This window comes from Planosporangium mesophilum, assembly GCF_016863255.1.
GTDB classification, from domain to species: Bacteria; Actinomycetota; Actinomycetes; order Mycobacteriales; family Micromonosporaceae; genus Planosporangium; species Planosporangium mesophilum.
The window spans coordinates 12,964-32,414 of the sequence record NZ_BOON01000015.1; the positions used below are offsets into that span (position 1 = coordinate 12,964).

The window sequence follows — 19,451 nt, forward strand, 5'->3', positions numbered from 1 at the left end:
CTTTCACAGCACGGCCATCTCCCGGTCGTCGCAGAGTTCGGCGACGACCGCGGCCGGGTCGTCGCCGACGAACGGCGCCCTGGCCACGGGGCGGGCGAGCGCCCAGGCGAGGAACGGGCCCAGTTCGTCGCGGCGGCGGACCCACGGGATCCAGCCCGCGGTTTCCAGCGCGGCGGCGTTGGTCCGGCCGTGGCCGTCGAGGCTGCGGTAGGTGAGCACCGGTACGCCGGTCGCGAGCGCCTCCAGCGAGGTGAGGCCGCCGGCGTTCTGTACGACGACGTCACAGGCGGAGAGCAGTGCCGGCATCTCGTCGGTCCAGCTCAGCGCGATCACGTCACGCGCGCCGAGCTGCTCGCGCAGCACGTCGTTGCGCCCGCACGCGACGACGGGTACGACCAGGCCGGTCGCCGCGAGGTCGGCGGCGGCCTCGGCGATCTCACCCACGCCCCAGGAGCCGGCGACGACCAGTGCCAGCGGCGCGGCCCCGGGCAGGCCGAAGCGGCGCCGGGAGGTGAGCCGCCGCCCGGCGTCACCGATCGGTCCGAATCCGGGGGAGAGGGCCGGTGTGGTCACCCGTACCCGGCCGGCGCCGGCCAGCCGGGCCTGCTCGGCGGCGACCGGATGCAGCGCCAGGTGCAGGTCGACGCCCTTGGCGACCCACAGCGGATGGACCGACAGGTCGGTGAGGTACGTGACCACCGGCGCGGCCAGCGCCCCGCGCCGCCGCAACTGCCCCAGCACCTGGCTGGCCAACGGGTATGTGGAGACGACCGCGTCGGGTCCGGCCGCGAGGCGGCGGCGGGTCGCGCGGCGTGCCAACCCGGCCGCCGCCTCGGCCGTGGCGGCCACCGCCGGGTACCGCTGCAGCGCGCCCAGCAGCCACTCCCAGCTGTGCGGCGCGACCTGGAGCTCGGTCCGGTACAGCCGGCGCAGGACGGCGCCGAGCGAGGCGGGCAGCAGGTCGAGGAAGTCGAACGCCTCGACGTGCAGGCCGGCGCCGGTGAGCCGGCGGCCGAGTTCCCCGGCGGCGCCGTCGTGGCCGGCGCCGATGCTGGCCGAGACGATGGCGATCCGGCGCGCCCCGCGGGGCTGAGAAGTCATGCCCCGACCCTGCCGCTACGGCCGTGCGACTGCCATCCGGGTGTGTCCCCGACTTGGCCCTGAATCGATGACCCTGTATCGGATCGGGGTCGCCGGATCGTCGTACCCCGCCCGCCGCTTCTTCCGTGATAACTGAGGGTTTGGGCGCTGGGCCACCCAAAACTCTCGGTGATCACAGAGTTGGGCCGGCAACGGTGGGCAGGAATGCCGGGTGAAGGGCACGCCCGATGGGAGGAGAACGCACCATGGCCACCCGGGTGCGAGTAGTGATCGACTGTGCCGAGCCGGAGAAGCTGGCGGAGTTCTGGGCGCAGGTGCTCGGATACGAGGTGCAGGACCCGCCCCACGGGTACCCGACCTGGGAGGACTTCTTACGGGCGCGGGGCGTCCCCGCGTCCGAGTGGAGCGCGGTCATCGATCCGGACGGCATCGGCCCCGGCATCTGCCTGCGGCGGGTACCGGAGCCGAAGACGGCCAAGAACCGGGTCCACCTGGATCTCGCCGTCAGCGGCGGCCCGGACGCCCCGACCGAGGCCCGGCGGGAGCGGATCTTCGAGGAGGCCGCCCGGCTGGAGACGTTCGGGGCCACCCAGCAGCGCGCCGTCGAGGACTGGAGCGGTTTGTGGGTGATCATGCAGGACCCGGAGGGTAACGAGTTCTGCTTGCACTGACTCGCTGGGAGTGACGAGTGTTGACGGCTCGGTCGGTGACACCCGATAGCCTCGACGCGTGAGTAGCGAAACCCCGCGCGGCCGGCGATGCCTGGTGGTGCAGAACGACCCGACCGACGACGTCCGCCGACTGGGCGACTGGCTGATCGAGGGCGGCCTCGAGCTGGACGTGCTGCGGCCGTACGCCGGTGCGACGGTACCCGACAGCCTCGACGGTTACGCCGCTCTCGTGGTGATGGGCGGAGAGCAGAACGCGTACCCGGGGCCCGACGGCCAGCCCGGCGCCCCGTGGTTTCCCGAGCTGGAGCGGCTGCTGCGCAAGGCGGTCCGGGGACGGGTACCGACCCTGGGGGTGTGCCTGGGTGGGCAGCTGCTCGCGACCGCCCACGCCGGCACGGTCGAGCGCAGTCCGTCCGGCCCGGAGATCGGCGCCCGGCTGGTCGCCCGTCGCGACGTGGCCGAGGCCGACCCGCTCTTCGGCGCGGTACCGTTCGCGCCGGACGTGCTGCAGTGGCACCAGGACGAGATCACTGAGCTTCCGGCCGGCGCGGTGCTGCTGGCCGCCTCGACCCACTACGCGCACCAGGCGTTCCGCCTCGGTGACGCGGCCTGGGGCGTGCAGTTCCACATCGAGTGCGACATCGAGATGATCGCCGCGTGGGCCTCCGGCAACCTGGACGTGCTGGCCGACCTGGGGCAGGACCCGATCGAGCTGCTGGAGTCGTGCGACGCGGTGATGGACGACGTCGAGGAGGTGTGGCGGCCGTTCGCGAAGCGCTTCGCGGCACTCGCGCTGACCGGTCCGACGGCCATCGGTTCGCGGCACCTGCCGGTGATCGGAGCATGATGGCGTTTCCGCGATCTCGGACACGTGGCGGTACTACAGGCCCGATCGGTATCCAAGATCGCAGAGAGACCATGGGGTGGCCACGGTGAGCAGGCCGGTCAGCGCGACGGCCCGGCTCGTGCGGTACGGGTTCGTTGACGGCGCCCGGGCCCGCGAACTGCTCGGGCCGCAGGGGCTCGAGCTGTGGGACGAGGCCGGTCGGGGGCCGGCCGGGGACGGGGCCGAACTGCTACTGGAGGCCTTCGCCCAGGTGGCCGACCCCGACCTGGCGCTGCTGCAGTTGCAGCGCATGGTGGAGGCCGAACGGCGCAACGGTTCGAGCGACGTGCTGGCGGCCGCGCTGTCCGACGCCACCCTGCGCGGGCGGCTCCTCGCGGTGCTCGGCGCGTCGGCGACCCTCGGCGACTACCTGGTCGCGAACCCCGGCCAGTGGCGGGTGCTGGCCGCGCCGCTGGACGGGCCCGTGCTCGAGGACGCGCCCGACGTGCCGACGCTGCGCCAGGCGTACCGGCGCAGCCTGCTCCGCATCGTCGCGGCCGACCTGACCGGCGGCTCCGAGCTGGAGCAGACCATGGCGGCGCTGTCCGCCCTGGCCGACGCCACCCTCCAGGCAGCCCTGGCGATCGCGGCGGCGGAGAAGCCGCAGGAGGCCCAGGCCTGCCGCCTCGCCGTCATCGCGATGGGCAAGTGCGGTGGCCGGGAGCTCAACTACGTCAGCGACGTCGACGTGGTGTTCGTCGCTGCGCCGGCCGAGCCGACTCAGCCGGCCGGACCCGACGTCGACCAGGAGGTCGTGCTGCGCGCCGCGGCGCTGCTGGCGAGCCGGCTGATCCACATCTGCGGGCTCGTGGCGTGGCCGGTCGACGCCGCGCTGCGCCCGGAGGGCAGCCGGGGGCCGCTGGTGCGTACCCTCGCGTCGCACCTGGCGTACTACCGCAAGTGGGCGAAGACCTGGGAGTTCCAGGCACTGCTCAAGGCACGCCCGGCAGCCGGCGACACCGAGCTCGGCGCCGAGTGGCTGCGCGAGCTCCAGCCGCTGATCTGGCACGCCGCCGAGCGCCCCGAGGCCGTCGACGAGGTGCGCTCGATGCGGCGGCGCATCATCGACGCGGTACCCCGTACCGAGCTGGACCGGGAGATCAAGCGCGGCCCCGGCGGCCTGCGCGACATCGAGTTCGCGGTGCAGCTGCTGCAACTGGTGCACGGGCGGGTCGACGAGTCGCTCCGGTCGACGTCCACATTGGAGGCGCTGCGGGCGCTGATCGACGGCGGGTACGTGGGCCGGACCGACGGCGAGGCTCTGGGTACGGCGTACCGGTTCCTGCGTACGGTCGAGCACCGGCTGCAGTTGCAGCGGTTGCGGCGTACCCACACGGTGCCCGACGACCCCGAGGCGCTGCGCTGGCTGGCCCACTCGCTCGGGTACCGGGGCGACGTCCGGCGGGACGCGGTCGAGGCGTTCTCCGCCGACTGGCACCGCCACGCCGGCGACGTGCGCCGGCTGCACGCCAAGCTGCTGTACCGGCCGCTGCTGGAGGCGGTCGCCCGGGTGCCGTCCGAGGAGCTGCGGCTGACGCCGGAGGCGGCCGGGGCGCGGCTGAAGACCCTCGGGTACGCCGATCCGGCCGGCGCGCTGCGCCACATCCAGGCCCTCACCGGCGGAGTGTCGCGGACCGCGCTGATCCAGCGCCAACTGTTGCCGGCGCTGCTGAGCGAGTTCGCCGACGCGCCCGAGCCGGACCGGGGGCTGCTGGCGTACCGGCAGGTGTCGGAGAAGCTGGGCAGCACCCCGTGGTACCTGCGGCTGCTGCGCGACGAGGGGCCGGTCGCGCTGCGGCTGTCCCGGCTGCTCGGACTGTCCCGGTACGTGACCGAGCTGCTCAGCCGGGACCCCGAGGCGCTGCGACTGCTCGCCGACGACAGCGAGCTGGTACCCCGCTCGACCGCCGTGCTCTGCGACGGGTTCGGTGCGGCGGCGGCCCGGCACGACGACCCGGCCCAGGCGATCGCGGCGGTACGGGCGCTGCGCCGCCGTGAGCTGTTCCGCATCGCCGCCGCCGACCTGCTCGGCCTGCTCGACGTGACCGCGGTGGGGGAGGCGCTCGCCTCGGTGACCGACGCGACCCTCGCCGCGGCGCTCGCCATCGCCAACCCCCACGGTCTGCCGATCACCGTCATCGGGATGGGCCGGCTGGGCAGCGCGGAGATGAGCTACCCGTCCGACGCCGACGTGCTGTTCGTGTACGAGCCGCCCGCGGGCATGCCCGAGGAGGCGGCCGCCGGCGCGGCGCACGCCGTCGCCGAGGAGCTGCGGCGACTGCTGTCGATGCCCTGCCCCGACCCGCCGCTCGGGGTCGACGCCGACCTGCGGCCGGAGGGCAGGCAGGGGCCGCTGGTACGCAGCCTCGACGCCTACCGGCGCTACTACTCCCGCTGGTCGAAGGTGTGGGAGGCGCAGGCACTGCTGCGCGCCCGGTACGTCGCCGGCGACGCCGACCTGGGCACCCGGTTCCTGGAGCTGGCCGACCGGACGCGGTACCCGGTGGGTGGGCTGTCGCGCGAGCAGGTCACCGAGATCCGCCGGATCAAGGCACGGGTCGACAACGAGCGGCTGCCCCGCGGCGCCGACCCGGCGACCCACATCAAGCTCGGCCGCGGCGGCCTCGCCGACGTGGAGTGGACGGTCCAGCTCCTGCAACTGCGGCACGCCCACGACGTCGAAGGACTGCGCACCACGCGTACTCTCGAAGCTCTTTCCGCCGCCGCGCACGCGCAGCTGGTCGACCCGGTCGACGCCGCGGCGCTCGACGCGGCGTGGCGGCTGGCCACCCAGGTCCGCAACGCCCTGACCCTGGTACGCGGGCGGCCGGTGGACCAGCTGCCCCGGCGCGGGGTCGACCTCGCCGGCGCCGCGCAGGTGCTGGGCCGGCCGGAGGGCAGCGACCCCCAGGAGTTCCTCGAGGAGTACCTGCGAACCGCGCGGCGGGCGCGCCAGGTGGTGGAACGGATCTTCGATGCGGGTTAAGGCGGCAGCTGGCCTGATCGCGTTCGTGCTGTCCGTCGGGTACCTGCTGGCACCCCCGATGGGGACCGACCTGTCGGCGCAGGTGGCGCGGACCGGGTTCTTCGCCCGCAACGGTTCCGTGCCCGTCGACTTCGGCTGGTACGGCGGGGAGAGCCAGTTCGGCTACAGCCTGCTCACCGCGCCGCTCGGCTCGGTGCTGGGGGTACGGCTGCTCGGGGTGCTCGCCGCGGTGGTCTCGGCCGTCGCCTTCGCCCACCTGCTGTCCCGCCGGCACGCGCACCGCCCGCTGCTCGGCGCCGTCCTCGGCGCGGTGGTCCTGGTCGCCAACCTGGTCAGCGGCCGCACCACGTTCGCCGTGGGTACCGCGTTCGGCATGCTCGCCCTCTGCGCGGTTGCGGCGTCGTGGCCGGTCCGGCCGGTCCGGCTGGTCCTGGCCGCCCTGCTGGCGGCGCTCGCCACCTGGGCGAGCCCGGTCGCCGGCCTGTTCGCCGGGCTGGCCGGCGGCGCGCTGCTGCTGGCCGGGCTGATCCGGCGCGACCGGGAGCAGTACCGGTGGTACCCGGAGAGCCTCGTGCTGTGCCTGGCCCCGGTGGCCGCGCTGCTCCCGATGGCGCTGCTGTTCGGCAACGGCGGGGTACAGCCGTTCACCGCGGAGTCGATGCGGATCAACGTCGCGCTCGCGGCGGCGACCTTCGTGATCGTGCCGGCCCGGCACCGGGCCGTCCGCTACGGCGCCGTGCTCACGGTGCTCCTGCTGCTGGCGGCGTTCTACCTGCCCAGTCCGATCGGGTCGAACGCGCTGCGGCTGCCGATGCTGTTCGCCCTGCCGGTGGTGGCCGCCTTCGCCACGGTCGAGCCGCGGTGGCTGGCCGCCGCCTGCGCCGGGCTCGTCTGGTGGCAGCCGCCGGTGATCCTCGACGACCTGGGCCGCGCCGGGTCGGCCGAGACCCGGGCCGCGTTCTACCGCCCGCTCACCGACGAGCTGGCCCGGCGGGCGCCGATCGGCCGCGTCGAGGTGGTACCGCTACGCGACCACTGGGAGACGGCGTACGTCGCGGCGGCGGTACCGCTGGCCCGGGGCTGGGAGCGGCAGGCCGATGTGGAGCGCAATCCGCTCTTCTACCGCAACACGCTGTCCAGCGACGGGTACGCGGCCTGGCTGCGCCGCAACGCGGTCAGCTACGTGGCGCTGGCGCCGGAGAGCGTGCCGGACACGTATGGCAGGCAGGAGGCGGCGCTCGTCGCCACGGTGCCGCCGTACCTGCGGGAGGTGTGGCGGGACCGGACCTGGCGGCTGTACGCAGTTGTCGACCCGGGCCCGTTCGTGTCGGGGGCACGGTTGGTGGAGTCGTCGGGCGCCGGGGTCACCCTGGTGGCCGACGCGCCCGGCGACGTGGTGGTACGGGTGCGGTGGTCGCGGTGGTCGAGCCTTGACGGGCCGGCCGGCTGCCTGGCCCCCCGCCCGGACGAGTGGACGACCGTACGCGTGACGCGCCCCGGCCGGTACCGGCTCGCAAGCAGCCTGTCGCCTCGGTCCCACTGCTGATCGGCGAGTTTCATTCGGCGGTCCTGAGGGCACCACAGCTGTGTCCGAGACGTTTGAAGGAGCCGAGATGTCGACCGACGCGATCGTTTTGTTGAAGGAAGACCACAAGCGGATCCGCAAGCTGTTCAGGGATTTCCAGCAGGCCGGAGACGGGGCGAAGGTCGCCAAGGGGAAGATCGTCGATCAGATCATCGAGGAGCTGACGGTCCACACGTACCTCGAGAACGAGATCATGTACCCGGCGGTGCGCAAGGCACTACCCGACCTCGAGGACGACGTGCTGGAGTCCTACGAGGAGCACCACGTCGCCGATGTGCTCTGCATGGAGCTGTTCGCGATGAAGCCCGACGACGAGCACTTCGACGCGAAGACCACCGTCCTCATCGAGAACGTCACGCACCACATCGAGGAGGAGGAGCAGGAGTGGTTCCCGAAGGTCCGGGAGGGTCTGGGCCGCAAGGAACTGCAGGAGATCGGCGAGGCCATGATAGCGAAGCGCGACGACGCTCCGCGCAAGCCGACCCAGCCGAGCGCGCTCAAGAAGGCCGTCGACGCGGTGATCGCCTGACCCCATTTCCATGGTCCTGAAGGATTTTCCGTGCTCTGACACGGAAAATCCTTCAGGACCATTGGTATCAGGGCTGCAGGGTGAGCGTGTGCGCCGCCTCACGCTCGATGGTGGCCCGCTGCCAGCGCATCGGCAGCGTCCCGCCGGTGCGCCACAGCTCGAACTGGTCGGAGTAGTGCGGGCTGAACGCGTGCCCGGACTGGCCCATCAGCTGGATCCAGCGCGACTCGTCCAGGTTGGACATGTCAACGATCATCCGCATCGACGGTACCCAGTCCACCTCGTACCCGACGCGCGCGTCCCAGCCGGTCGCGTTCACGATCGACCCGCCGCCCGAGGTCGGGGCCGGCCCCACGTTGAACAGCCACTCGATCGGTGCGATCCCCGACTTGCCGAAGGTCTGGTTGCGTACGGTGATCTCGTGCACCGAGCCCCAGCGCCAGCTCGCCGGGTCGCCGCCGAGCCGCTGCGACAGCTCGTCGTACGCGTCCCGCATCGCCGCCGCCACGATCTCGTCGCGCGACTCGCGCACCGGCGTGCTCCGGTCGTCCCACCACGGTGACGCCGGCTCGGCCAGCAGCGCCCGAACGACCTCGAACCAGCGGTCCTCACCGTCCGGCCGGCGCTCGGCGGGCAGCTCGTCGAACGTCCGCGACAGCAGGTGCCGCCAGACCGCGTTGTAGTACGCCGCAGCCGCGGAGCTTCGCGCCTCCTGCGTACCGGGCTCGCCCTCGGCCGGCTGCTGGAAGTCCCAGCCGCGCAGCAGCTCCCGGGCGTTCTCCACGGAGCCGGTCGCCTGCGCCTTCAACAGCACGGGTACCAGCGTCGGCGCCATCCCGTTGCGGTTGTCCATCTGCATCCGGGACACGTCGGCGACGCTGATCTTCGAGCCGGCAGACCCGATCATCTCGTTGATGCGCTCGGCCCGGTAGCCGTACGACCAGTCGTCGGTCAGGAACCGCGGGTACTCCGGCCCGATGACGGCCTGGTTGGCGGTCACCACGTAGCCCTGCGCCGGGTTGTACACACTGGGCAGTTCGTCGAAGGGGAGGTAGCTCTTCCACTCGGACATCGAGTCCCAGCCGGGTGCCGGCCAGCGGCCGTCGCCGCTGCCGCGTACCGGGATGCGCCCCGGCGACTGGTAGCCGATGTTGCCGTCGACGTCGGCGTAGATCAGATTCTGCGCCGGTACCTCGAACTGCGCCGCGGCCTTGCGGAAGTCCGACCAGTTGCGCGCCGCGTTGAGGGTGAACACGGCCTCCATCGTGCGACCCGGGTCCAGGGCCGTCCAGCGCAGCGCCACCGCGTACGCGTGGTTCTGCTTCGCGTCCGGTTCGGCCGCGGCGCCGGCGACGGTCGCCGGCGGAGCGGCGCCGATGGCGCGCAGCTCTTCCGAGGCGTCCGACAGCAGCGGGCCGTCCTTGGTCGTCCGCACGGTGATCGTCACCGGCTGGCCGCCCGCGACCTTCACGACCTCCTGGCGCTTGGAGAGGTCCCGCCACCGGCCGTCCACGAGGTACCGGTCGCCCTCGACCTTCTCCAGGTACAGGTCGGTCACGTCCGGACCGAGGTTGGTGAAGCCCCAGGCGATCCGGTCGTTGTGGCCGATGACCACGCCGGGCAGCCCGGAGAAGCTGAACCCCTCCACCCGCAGGCCGCACTCGCAGTGCAGTCCGATCTGGAACCAGATGGCCGGCATGCTCGCGCCGAGGTGCGGGTCGTTGGCGAGGATGGGCTTGCCGGTGGCGGTACGCGAGCCCGCGATCACCCACGAGTTGGAGCCGATGCCGGCGCCGTTCGTACCGAGCAGCTTCGGCAGGCCGGCGAGGTCGCTGCTCAGCTGACCGAGCGGCACCGCCGCGAGCTCACTCCCGCCCCCGCCGCCCGGGGCGGCGGAGCTGGTACCGGTTGCGGCGAACGTCCCCGCCGCCACGGTCCCGCCGGACACGATCGGCGCGTTGCGGTCGTACGGGTACGCCGGGAAGAGCTGCTCGACCTGGTCGCGGCTGAGCCCGCTACCGAGCAGCGCCGCGCGCTCGATCTCCTGCGCCATGTTGCCGCGCAGGTCCCACGCCATGGCCTTGAGCCAGGCGAGGCTGTCGACCGGGTTCCACGGCTCGGCGCGGTAACCGCTGTTCTGCAGGCCCAGGACCGCGTACTCGAGGCTGGCCCGGCTGCCGTCGTGCTCGCGCAGCCAGGCGTTGACGCCGTCCGCGTACGCGGTCAGGTACCGGCGGCTGTCGGCCGACAGCAGGTCCCACTCCCGCTCCGCCACCCGGCGCCACCCCATGGTGCGCAGGTAGACATCGGTGGCGACCTGGTCTTTGCCGAACAGCTCGGCCAGCCGGCCGGCGGTGACGTGCCGGCGGAAGTCCATCTCCCAGAACCGCTCCTGGGCGTGCACGTAGCCCTGCGCGCGGTACAGGTCGTCGGCGGTCTTCGCGTACAGCTGCGGCACGCCGTGGGCGTCTCGGTACACGGTGACGGCGCCGGACAGGCCGGGTAGCCGTGCCGCGCCGTCGTACTGGGCGAACGACCGGCGTACGGTCCACACCCCGCCCCCGGCGGCCGCCAGCGCGAGGACGAGGACCGCCGTCAGCGACCAGGTCAGGATGCGCAGCCACCGGCGTCGTCTGCGCGGAACGTGTGCTTGATTCACATCGCGAGACTCTAGGGGTACCGGGCCTGCCGTCAGTACCGTCCGAAAGGCCTAGGGACGCGAGAGCCGGGCCCGCACGTAACGGCGGGCCCGGCTCTCGGCGTGGTTCAGTCGTCGATCAGCAGTCGTAGTACATGGCGAACTCGTGCGGGGTGGGCCGCAGCCGGACCGGGTCGATCTCGTTCTTGCGCTTCCACTCCACCCACGTCGAGACCAGGTCGGACGTGAACACGCCGCCCTCGAGCAGGTAGTCGTGGTCGGCCTCGAGCCGGTCGAGCACCGCGTCCAGCGAGCCCGGCACCTGCTGCACGTTGGCGAACTCGTCCGGCGGCAGGTCGTACAGGTCCTTGTCGATCGGCTCCGGCGGCTCGATCTTGTTCTTGATGCCGTCCAGGCCGGCCATCAGCATGGCCGAGAACGCCAGGTACGGGTTGCTCGAAGGGTCCGGCACCCGGTACTCGACGCGCTTGGCCTTCGGGTTGCTGCCCGTCACCGGGATGCGGGTGCAGGCGGAGCGGTTGCGCTGCGAGTACACCAGGTTGACGGGCGCCTCGAAGCCGGGCACCAGGCGACGGTACGAGTTGATCGTCGGGTTGGTGAACGCCAGCAGCGACGGCGAGTGGTGCAGCAGGCCGCCGATGTACCAGCGGGCCACGTCGGACAGGCCGGCGTACCCGGTCTCGTCGTAGAACAGCGGCTCGCCGCCCAGCCACAGGCTCTGGTGGGTGTGCATGCCGGAGCCGTTGTCACCGAACAGCGGCTTGGGCATGAACGTCACGGTCTTGCCGGCGGCCCAGGCCTCGTTCTTGATGATGTACTTGAACAGCTGCAGCTGGTCAGCGGCCTGCAGCAGCGTGCCGAACCTGTAGTTGATCTCGGACTGGCCGCCGGTGCCGACCTCGTGGTGCGAGCGCTCGACGGTGAAACCGGCGTCGATCAGCCGTCGTACCATCTGGTCGCGCAGGTCGGCGAGGTGGTCGACCGGCGGGACCGGGAAGTACCCGCCCTTCATGGCGGTCTTGTAGCCGCGGTTGCCGCCCGGCTCGTCGCGGCCGCTGTTCCACGCGCCCTCGATGGCGTCGATGTGGTAGTACGCCTCGTGCACCGCGGTCGAGTGCCGGATCGAGTCGAAGATGTAGAACTCCGCCTCCGCGCCGAAGTACGCGGTGTCGGCGACGCCGCTGGCGGCCAGGTAGGCCTCGGCCTTCTTGGCGACGTTGCGCGGGTCGCGGCTGTAGGCCTCACGGGTGAACGGGTCGTGCACGAAGAAGTTCAGGGCGAGGGTCTTCTCGATCCGGAACGGGTCGATGAACGCCGTCGACACGTCCGGGAGGAGCATCATGTCCGACTCGTGGATCTCCTGGAAACCCCGGATCGACGAACCGTCGAAGGCCAGGCCCTCGGTGAAGATGCTGTCGTCGACCGATTCGACCGGCATGTTGAAGTGCTGCATGACGCCGGGCAGGTCGCAGAAGCGTACGTCAAGGAAGCGGACGCCCTCGTCTTTGAGGTATCGCAGGAGTTCCTCGGGGTTGGCGAACACACGTCCTCCAGTACTGTCGTTCGGCGCAAAACTAGAAGTGACGGTAGAGGGGCCGGATTGCCCACCCATGTCTCGACTGTTTCCGACGTGTTTCCTCGATCGATTCCGCTGTTGCGCACGTCACGCCGGTTGTGGCGTCGCGCGGGCGGCCCAATAGTCTGGTGAGCCGTGGCGGAACAGAGGAAACCGGCGGAGCCGGTCGTAACCGACAGTAACGCGACGGCGCCGGAGTCGGTAGCGCCGTGGCCGATCGCGAGCCTCCAGCGCCGGTTCGGCGCGCTGATGATCGACTGGCTGCTCTGCCTGTTGATCGCCGGGTTCCTGGGGCCGTTCCCCAACAACTGGGCCCCGTTCGTTCTGGTCGTGGAGTACGCGTTCTTCCTCGGCCTGTTCGGCCAGACGCCCGGCATGCGCCTGACCGGGATCGCGGCCGTGTCGGCGGCCGACGGGCGGCCGATCGGGATCCCGCGGGCGCTGCTGCGCGGTGTGCTGCTGGCGCTCCTGGTACCGGCGCTGGTCATGGACCGGTACCGGCGCGGCTGGCACGACCGGGCAGTCGGTTCGGTCGTGATCGCTACGAAGCGGTCGGCCGCCGCCGAGCCCGAGGCCTGGGCCGAGCCCGGCGCCCCCTCAGCACCCTCTTCGTGATCGTGGCGGATTTTCCGTGCTCCGGCACGGAAAATCCGCCACGATCGTGGAAGAAACGGGGTCAGCGGCCGCGCATGGCGCGGAAGGAGCCCTTGGGCCGCATGTTCTTCGGGATCTGGCCCTGCGGCATCTTCGGCCGGGTGCTCAGCGCCTTCAGGCGCCGGTCCAGCGCGTTGACCTCTTTGCCGCTGATCGTACGGGGCAGCCGCATGAGCGTGTTGCGCAGCTTGTTCAGCGGCATCAGGCCCTCGGCGTCGCCGATGATGAAGTCGCGCATGTCGGCGCTGCCGATCACCTTGGCCAGCCGCCGCTTCTCCTGGCCCAGCAGCTGGCGTACCCGCTGCGGGTTGCCCTCGCCGATCAGGATCACGCCCGGCCGGCCGACCACCAGGTGCACCACGTCGAACTGACCCGTGTACTGCACGGCCTGGGTCACCCGCCAGTCGCCGCGCATGTTCTCGATCAGTGCGGCGGCGGCGCCCGGCTGGCCGGCCATCTCCGCCATCATCGCGTTGTTGGAACGCAGGTTCAGCACGATCATCACGGCGAGGACGGCGGTGAGCAGGCCCAGGGCGAGCCAGGTCCAGCTCGCGCCCAGGGCCACCGCGATCCCGGCGGCCGCGAGCGGCACGATCACCGCGATCAGGACAAGAGGGAGGAACAGCTTGTCCCGCTTGGCGGTGAAGGAGAACACCATCCCGATCTGCTTGAGGCGATCGCGGAACTTGACTTTCTGGGGGGCGGTGGCCATGGAGCCGAGTCTAGTGTGCCCGGTCACGGCGCCTTTGCTGGCGTGACCGAACGCGCATCGACCGCCTGCCGGTACAGCCGGCCGGCCCGGTACGACGAGCGGACCAGGGGCCCGGACATCACGCCGGCGTAGCCGATCTGCTCGGCCTCCTCGCGCAGCTCGACGAACTCCTCCGGCTTCACCCAGCGCTCCACCGGGTGGTGGCGCGGGGTCGGGCGCAGGTACTGCGTGATCGTGATCAGCTCGCAGCCGGCCTCGTACAGGTCGCGCAGCGCCTGCGACACCTCGGCGCGCTCCTCGCCGAGGCCGAGGATGAGGTTGGACTTGGTGACCAGCCCCTCCGCCCGGGCGCGGGTGATGACCTCGAGGGAGCGCTCGTACCGGAACCCCGGCCGGATCCGCTTGAAGATCCGCGGCACCGTCTCGACGTTGTGCGCGAGCACCTCGGGGCGCGAGCCGAAGACCTCGGCTAGCTGCTCCGGGTCGGCGTTGAAGTCGGGGATCAGCAGCTCGACGCCGCAGCCCGGCAGGAGGGAGTGGATCTGGCGGACGGTCTCCGCGTACAGCCACGCGCCGCCGTCGGGCAGGTCGTCGCGGGCGACGCCGGTGATCGTGGCGTACCGCAGGCCCATGGTCTTGACCGACTCGGCCACCCGCCGGGGCTCGTCGGCGTCGAACTCGGCAGGCTTGCCGGTGTCGATCTGACAGAAGTCACACCGACGTGTGCACTGGTCGCCGCCGATGAGGAAGGTGGCCTCCCGGTCCTCCCAGCATTCGTAGATGTTGGGGCAGCCCGCCTCCTGGCAGACCGTGTGCAGCCCTTCCCGGCTGACCAGGCCCCTGAGCTGGGTGTACTCCGGCCCCATCTTGGCTTTGACCTTGATCCACGGCGGCTTTCGCTCGATGGGGGTCTCGGCGTTGCGGGCCTCGATGCGCAGCATCCGGCGGCCCTCGGGCTGGACGATCGTCACGTCGTCAGCGTACGCCCCGGCGCCGGTGGCTCGCCGCGACAAAGACCGCGATGAGCGTCACGAAATGGGTCGCGCTGGTCGGGGCGGCGAACGTGCGCGAGGTCACCCTCTTCCCGCGGGACCTGCACCGCCTGACGCCATAGGGCGACGCCTCAGGACACCGTGCGCGCGGCTTTGCTCTGCTCCCGGATCGGCATCACCGGTAGGTGAGCTACCGGTGATGATGCCTGAGCGGGAGCAGAGCAAAGCGCGGTGATGGCAAAGAGCGGGTGCGGTGACGGCGGCGAACGGGTGCCGGTGGTGGCGGTTCAGGCCAGGATCGTCGGCAGGTGCTTCTCGACGATCGGCAACGCCTCGGCGACGGTGATCTGCCGGCCCAGCTCGGCCGACAGCGACGTGACGCCGGCGTCGCGGATGCCGCAGGGCACGAAGTTGTCGAACGCGCCCAGGTCGCAGTCGCAGTTGAGGGAGAAGCCGTGCATGGTCGCGCCGCGCGCCACCCGGATGCCGATCGCGGCGACCTTGCGCTCCGGTCCGCGCTCGTCGGAGGGCACCCAGACGCCGCTGCGGCCCTCGACCCGGTCCGTCGGCAGGCCGAACTCCGCGCAGACGTCGATGAGCATCTGCTCGACCCGGCGCACGTACGCGACGACGTCGAGCGGGTCGGGCAGCTTGACGATCGGGTACCCGACGAGCTGTCCCGGGCCGTGCCAGGTGATCTTGCCGCCCCGGTCGACGTCGACGACCGGGGTGCCGTCCATCGGCCGGTCCCACGGCTCGGTGCGCTTACCGGCGGTGTACACGCTCGGGTGCTCCAGCAGCAGCACGGTGTCGGGCTCGGTACCCGAGGCCACCGCCTCGTGCAGCCGGCGCTGCTCGTCCCAGGCGGTCAGATAGTCGGTTACCCCCGCATGCACCGGTCGCAGGGTGCCAAGGCTCGCACTGGTCACGTCGATGAGCGTAGCGCTGCCGGGCCGCCGCCCCCATGATCGCCGAAAGTTCGGGGTCTCATAGCGCCCGATCATGGGTATGTCCGGAACCCGGCCGGGTACCCTCTCTGCGTTCTGACACCACGTGCCACTTTGGCGATTGGAGCGGGGATGACGGTCGGAGAAAGGTCGACAGCGCGGCGACGGCTCCGCTGGCTGCTGCCGGCGCTGGGCATCATCGCATTCCTGCTGGTCGCAGGGCCGCTGGGTAGCCTCGCGGGCAAGGTCTCCGAGGTGCAGCGCAACGACAGCGCCGAGTACCTGCCGGCCAGTGCCGAGGCGACCACGGTCCTGGAGCAGACCAAGCGGTTCGCGGGCCGGGACACCATGCCGGTGTTCATCGTCTACAGCCGGCCGTCCGGCCTGACTCCGGACGACCAGCGCAAGATGGCCGCGGACGTGGCGGAGATCAACAACCGACTCGGCGGCAAACTGGCCTCCCCGGCGGTCGGACCGGTCCCGTCGGCCGACCGGCGCGCAGCCCAGGTCCTCGTGCAGTTCGCCGGCTCGGACGCGCAGAAGCTCAAGACCGACATCAACTGGATCCGCGACCGCGTCGGCGACACCCCCGGGCTGAGCGGGCACGTCGGCGGCCCGGGCGGGGTCCTGGCCGACATGATGACGGTGTTCGACGCGATCAACGGCATGCTGCTGGCCGCCACCGCCGGCATCGTGCTGTTCATCCTCGTCGTCGTGTACCGCAGCCCGATCCTGCCGCTCGTGGTGCTCGGGGTCGCGGGCGTGTCCCTGGGCATCTCCAACGGCCTGGTGTACCTGCTGGCGCGCAACGACATCCTGACCGTGTCCGGGCAGACGCAGGCGATCCTGGACGTCCTGGTGGTCGGCGCCGGTACCGACTACGCGCTGCTGATGGTCTCCCGGTTCCGCGAGGAGCTACGCCGGCACGAGTCCCGGTACGACGCCATCCGCACCGCCTGGCGCGCCTCGGTCGAACCGATCGCGGCGAGCGCCGCCACGGTCATCCTCGGGCTGCTCTGCCTGCTGGTGTCGAACCTGAAGTCCAACCAGGGGATGGGCCCGGTCGCCGCGATCGGCATCTTCTGTGCACTGGTCTGCATGCTCTTCCTGCTGCCGGCCGTACTGGCGCTCTGCGGGCGGGTGGCGTTCTGGCCGTTCCTGCCGCGCTTCGGTTCCCGGCCGGTCGAGGAGCACGGCGTGTGGGCCCGGGTCGCGCGGATGGTCGGCGCCCGCCCGCGGATCGTGTGGGTGGCGACCGCCCTGGTCCTGGGCGTCTGCTCCCTCGGCCTGGTCCGGCTGCAGGCCGACGGCATCCCGCAGACCGAGCAGTTCCTGGGCCGCCCCGACTCCAAGATCGCCCAGGAGGAGATCGGCCGGCACTTCCCGGCCGGCACCGGCAGCCCCGCCATCGTCACCGCGCGGGCCGACGCGCTCAACGACGTGGTCAGCGCCGCTCGGGCGGTACCGGGCGTGGCGCAGGCGGTCCCGTTCACGCCGGTACCGCCGCCGGCAGCCACCCCGCCGATCGCGACCCCGCTGCCGAAGATCGTCGAAGGACTGGTCCGCGTCGACGTCACCCTCGCCGTACCCGCCGACTCGCCGCAGGCCGACGACGTGATCACGGCGCTGCGCACGAAACTGCACGCACTGCCGGGCGCGGAGGCGAAGGTCGGCGGGTACACCGCGATCAACCTGGACGTACAGAGCACGGCGCGGCACGACCGCAACGTGATCATCCCGCTGGTGCTCGGGGTGGTGTTCGTCGTCCTGATGCTGCTGCTGCGGGCGGTGGTCGCCCCGCTGCTGCTGATCGGGACGGTCATCCTGTCGTTCCTCGCCACGCTCGGCGTCTCCGGCGTGGTCTTCCGCGACCTGCTCGGCTTCGCCGGGGCGGACTCGTCGTACCCGCTGTTCGCGTTCGTGTTCCTGGTGGCGCTCGGGGTGGACTACAACATCTTCCTGATGACCCGGGTACGCGAGGAGGCCGCCCGGCGCGGCCACCGCGCGGGCACGCTCGCCGGCCTGTCGGTCACCGGTGGCGTGATCACCTCCGCCGGCGTGGTGCTCGCGGCGACCTTCGCGGCCCTGTCCGTACTGCCGCTGGTGTTCGTCGCCGAGGTCGCGTTCGCGGTCGCGTTCGGCGTCCTGCTCGACACCCTGGTCGTACGGTCACTGCTGGTGCCGGCGCTCACCGTCGACGTCGGCCGGGCCGTCTGGTGGCCGGGCGCGCTGTCGAGGCGGCCGGTGCCGGCGGCGGCCCCGCAGGAGCCGGCGCCGGTCGGCTGAAGCCCCTCCCGTGATCACCGAGAGTTCGGGGCGTCGGAGCGCCCCGAACTCTCGGTGATCATCAGTTGGCCACGCGCCAGAGCCACACGTCGTCGACGCGCGTCGGCTGACCGTACAGCTCGGTCGCCAGCTCCAGGACCAGATCGTGGTTTCGGGCCCACCGGGTGCCCTGGCCGGCGCCGGCGGGCATCACCACGACCCGGCCGCCCCAGTACTCGAGGTCCTTGCGCGCCTCGACCTCCATCACCGGCGTGATCGCCAGCGGCCGGTTCCCGGCCAGGGCGGTCTCGGCGAAGGTGGTCTGGGTCCAGCGGGGCACCGGCCCGATACGGCCGCGGCCGCCCGCGTCCGGCCCCAGGAAGAAGCCGGCCGGGATCCGGAACGTCGCACCGTCGCCGCTCGACAGCGCGGCCGTCTGCCAGCGCTGGCCGTCCGGGATCCAGTCGGACGGCACCGGCAGCGGGATCAGCGTCTCGCCCGGCTCGACGTACCCGCGCCACGCGCCGGAGCTGAAGAAGTGCGGCACGGGCGAGCGTTCCATGGTCAGCAGCGGGACCGGCACGATCGGCAGCAGGCCGATCGCCACGGCGGCGGCGACCAGCCGCGGTCGCCGCAGCTCCGGCAGCCGGTCCAGGCCCAGGGCCAGCAGCACGCCGGCGAGCGCGGTGACGATCAGCGCGAGCCGGCCGGGCAGCGCCGAGTCGAACAGCGGTGCGTGCCGCAGCAGCGCGTACGGCAGCGGGAAGCCGGTCCGGTACCCGGCGACGTGGAGCTCGGGGCCCAGCGAGAGCACCGCGAACGCCACCACGCTGTAGAGCACGGCGCGCGCCAGCCTGCGCCGGGCGAGATCACGGGCGCGCAGCGCCAGCACACCAGCGCCGACCAGGATCAGCAGCGTGGTGACGCCGAAGAAGCTGTTCTCCTCGGTCGGGTTGGCCGCGAGCCGGCTGTCGAGCCCCAGCATCCCGGCCATTGACCGGCGCGGGAAGGCGCCGTACGCCAGCAGGTCCTCGCTGTGCTGGACCTGGTCGAACCCGGTGCCGTGGTAGTGGCCGGGGCCGAAGAACATCATCCACAGCGGGTACGCCAGCAGCGCGAACGCGGTGACCGCGGTCGCGCCCAGCCCCCGGGCGAACGTCACCAGCGTGTCGCGCGGCTCGCGGTGGCCCGTCAGCAGCCAGAAACCGAGGAACACCCCGCAGGTCAGCGCGGTGAAGAACAGCGTCTCCCCGCCGAGGGAGTACTGCACGGCGACCAGCGCGCCGAGGATCATCCCGTTGCGTACCGCGCGGCCGGGCCGGCGCAGCTCCAGGACCCGCCAGACGATCAGCGGTATGAGGTAACCCGAGGCGAAGTTGACGTGCGCGTTGGCGTGCGAGACCAGCCCCGGCGCGAAGCCGCAGAACAGGCCACCGACGATCGCGGCGGCCCGGCTCCGTACGACCGTGCGCGACAGCAGCAGGTACCACGCCACCGGGGTGGCGGCGATCCCGAACGTCAGCGCGATCGCGAACGACACCGACGGGCTCAGCAGCAGCGTCACCGGGGCGAGCACCCAGCCCAGGACGGACACCGCGGTGTTGACGGCGAGGTTGGCCCCGAGCGGCGCGTTGAGCAGCGACGTGAAGAACGGGTCGTGACCGTTGCGCAGCGTGTCGGCCGCGTACGACAGCAGCCACTCGAAGAGGGACTGGTCGCTGGCGTTGACCCGCATCGCCCGGTGGTTGGGGTCGATCCACAGGCCGGAGGTGAGCCAGCCGGTGATGGCGAGAGCCAGCACGACCATGAGCACGTCGGCGGACCGACGCCCCCGTCGGCCGGCGTCCGGTTCGGTCTGCCTATCGGCGAGCGCCGTGCCGGCGACCGT

The 19,451-nt window shown here is 71.8% G+C and carries 14 protein-coding genes; 7 read left to right on the forward strand and 7 right to left on the reverse strand.

Features of this window, described 5'->3' with window-relative positions:
• Positions 1 to 3: 3 nt before the first annotated feature.
• The gene (locus Pme01_RS07635; RefSeq protein WP_168114894.1) at positions 4 to 1,101 is read right to left on the reverse strand and encodes an MGDG synthase family glycosyltransferase; all 1,098 of its coding nucleotides are present in this window, start codon (positions 1,099 to 1,101) and stop codon (positions 4 to 6) included.
• 245 nt (positions 1,102 to 1,346) lie between these two features.
• Here Pme01_RS07635 and Pme01_RS07640 point away from each other — a divergent pair, with 245 nt between their 5' ends.
• The 5 genes from Pme01_RS07640 (at position 1,347) to Pme01_RS07660 (ending at position 7,758) form a co-directional block, all read left to right on the forward strand.
• Complete coding sequence (locus tag Pme01_RS07640) at positions 1,347 to 1,772, forward strand: VOC family protein (protein ID WP_168114895.1); 426 nt, start codon at positions 1,347 to 1,349, stop codon at positions 1,770 to 1,772.
• Positions 1,773 to 1,830: 58 nt separating this feature from the next.
• Positions 1,831 to 2,619 (forward strand): type 1 glutamine amidotransferase, encoded by a 789-nt coding sequence (locus Pme01_RS07645; RefSeq protein ID WP_239088074.1) that lies wholly within the window; start codon positions 1,831 to 1,833, stop codon positions 2,617 to 2,619.
• A gap of 85 nt (positions 2,620 to 2,704) precedes the next feature.
• Positions 2,705 to 5,644 (forward strand): bifunctional [glutamine synthetase] adenylyltransferase/[glutamine synthetase]-adenylyl-L-tyrosine phosphorylase, encoded by a 2,940-nt coding sequence (locus Pme01_RS07650; RefSeq protein WP_168114896.1) that lies wholly within the window; start codon positions 2,705 to 2,707, stop codon positions 5,642 to 5,644.
• A complete protein-coding gene (locus tag Pme01_RS07655; protein WP_168114897.1) occupies positions 5,634 to 7,190 on the forward strand; it encodes a hypothetical protein in 1,557 nt (518 codons plus the stop codon). Before Pme01_RS07650 ends, Pme01_RS07655 begins: the two co-directional genes overlap by 11 nt.
• A gap of 67 nt (positions 7,191 to 7,257) precedes the next feature.
• Positions 7,258 to 7,758: a hemerythrin domain-containing protein gene (locus Pme01_RS07660; protein ID WP_168114898.1), complete on the forward strand. Its 501-nt coding sequence runs from the start codon at positions 7,258 to 7,260 to the stop codon at positions 7,756 to 7,758.
• A gap of 67 nt (positions 7,759 to 7,825) precedes the next feature.
• On the opposite strand, the gene Pme01_RS07665 is transcribed toward Pme01_RS07660, so the two are convergent.
• Both Pme01_RS07665 and glnA read right to left on the reverse strand, forming a co-directional pair.
• Complete coding sequence (locus Pme01_RS07665; protein ID WP_373315468.1) at positions 7,826 to 10,417, reverse strand: penicillin acylase family protein; 2,592 nt, start codon at positions 10,415 to 10,417, stop codon at positions 7,826 to 7,828.
• A 118-nt stretch (positions 10,418 to 10,535) separates the two neighbouring features.
• A complete protein-coding gene (gene glnA / locus Pme01_RS07670; protein WP_168114899.1) occupies positions 10,536 to 11,960 on the reverse strand; it encodes a type I glutamate--ammonia ligase in 1,425 nt (474 codons plus the stop codon).
• 282 nt (positions 11,961 to 12,242) lie between these two features.
• Here glnA and Pme01_RS07675 point away from each other — a divergent pair, with 282 nt between their 5' ends.
• Complete coding sequence (locus Pme01_RS07675) at positions 12,243 to 12,608, forward strand: RDD family protein (RefSeq protein ID WP_168115074.1); 366 nt, start codon at positions 12,243 to 12,245, stop codon at positions 12,606 to 12,608.
• 61 nt (positions 12,609 to 12,669) lie between these two features.
• Here the strand turns inward: Pme01_RS07675 and Pme01_RS07680 are convergent, their stop codons facing one another.
• The 3 genes from Pme01_RS07680 to lipB all read right to left on the reverse strand — a co-directional run bounded on the left by Pme01_RS07680 (position 12,670) and on the right by lipB (position 15,280).
• Positions 12,670 to 13,359 (reverse strand): DUF4191 domain-containing protein, encoded by a 690-nt coding sequence (locus Pme01_RS07680; protein ID WP_168114900.1) that lies wholly within the window; start codon positions 13,357 to 13,359, stop codon positions 12,670 to 12,672.
• A 23-nt stretch (positions 13,360 to 13,382) separates the two neighbouring features.
• Positions 13,383 to 14,300 (reverse strand): lipoyl synthase, encoded by a 918-nt coding sequence (gene lipA, locus Pme01_RS07685; RefSeq protein WP_239088087.1) that lies wholly within the window; start codon positions 14,298 to 14,300, stop codon positions 13,383 to 13,385.
• Positions 14,301 to 14,638: 338 nt separating this feature from the next.
• Positions 14,639 to 15,280: a lipoyl(octanoyl) transferase LipB gene (gene lipB, locus Pme01_RS07690; RefSeq protein WP_373315469.1), complete on the reverse strand. Its 642-nt coding sequence runs from the start codon at positions 15,278 to 15,280 to the stop codon at positions 14,639 to 14,641.
• Positions 15,281 to 15,430: 150 nt separating this feature from the next.
• On the opposite strand from lipB, the gene Pme01_RS07695 reads away from it, so the two are divergent.
• The gene (locus tag Pme01_RS07695) at positions 15,431 to 17,584 is read left to right on the forward strand and encodes an MMPL family transporter (protein WP_168114902.1); all 2,154 of its coding nucleotides are present in this window, start codon (positions 15,431 to 15,433) and stop codon (positions 17,582 to 17,584) included.
• Between the two features lie 61 nt (positions 17,585 to 17,645).
• Here the strand turns inward: Pme01_RS07695 and Pme01_RS07700 are convergent, their stop codons facing one another.
• The gene (locus Pme01_RS07700; RefSeq protein ID WP_168115076.1) at positions 17,646 to 19,370 is read right to left on the reverse strand and encodes a DUF6311 domain-containing protein; all 1,725 of its coding nucleotides are present in this window, start codon (positions 19,368 to 19,370) and stop codon (positions 17,646 to 17,648) included.
• Positions 19,371 to 19,451 lie beyond the last annotated feature (81 nt).

Coding starts and splice junctions, on each gene's coding strand:
- Pme01_RS07635 (WP_168114894.1), bottom strand. CDS start 1,101: ATGACTTCTCAGCCCCGCGGGGCGCGCCGGATCGCCATCGTCTCGGCC.
- Pme01_RS07640 (WP_168114895.1), top strand. CDS start 1,347: ATGGCCACCCGGGTGCGAGTAGTGATCGACTGTGCCGAGCCGGAGAAG.
- Pme01_RS07655 (WP_168114897.1), top strand. CDS start 5,634: ATGCGGGTTAAGGCGGCAGCTGGCCTGATCGCGTTCGTGCTGTCCGTC.
- Pme01_RS07660 (WP_168114898.1), top strand. CDS start 7,258: ATGTCGACCGACGCGATCGTTTTGTTGAAGGAAGACCACAAGCGGATC.
- Pme01_RS07675 (WP_168115074.1), top strand. CDS start 12,243: ATGATCGACTGGCTGCTCTGCCTGTTGATCGCCGGGTTCCTGGGGCCG.
- Pme01_RS07680 (WP_168114900.1), bottom strand. CDS start 13,359: ATGGCCACCGCCCCCCAGAAAGTCAAGTTCCGCGATCGCCTCAAGCAG.
- lipA (WP_239088087.1), bottom strand. CDS start 14,300: ATGCTGCGCATCGAGGCCCGCAACGCCGAGACCCCCATCGAGCGAAAG.
- Pme01_RS07695 (WP_168114902.1), top strand. CDS start 15,431: ATGACGGTCGGAGAAAGGTCGACAGCGCGGCGACGGCTCCGCTGGCTG.
- Pme01_RS07700 (WP_168115076.1), bottom strand. CDS start 19,370: ATGGTCGTGCTGGCTCTCGCCATCACCGGCTGGCTCACCTCCGGCCTG.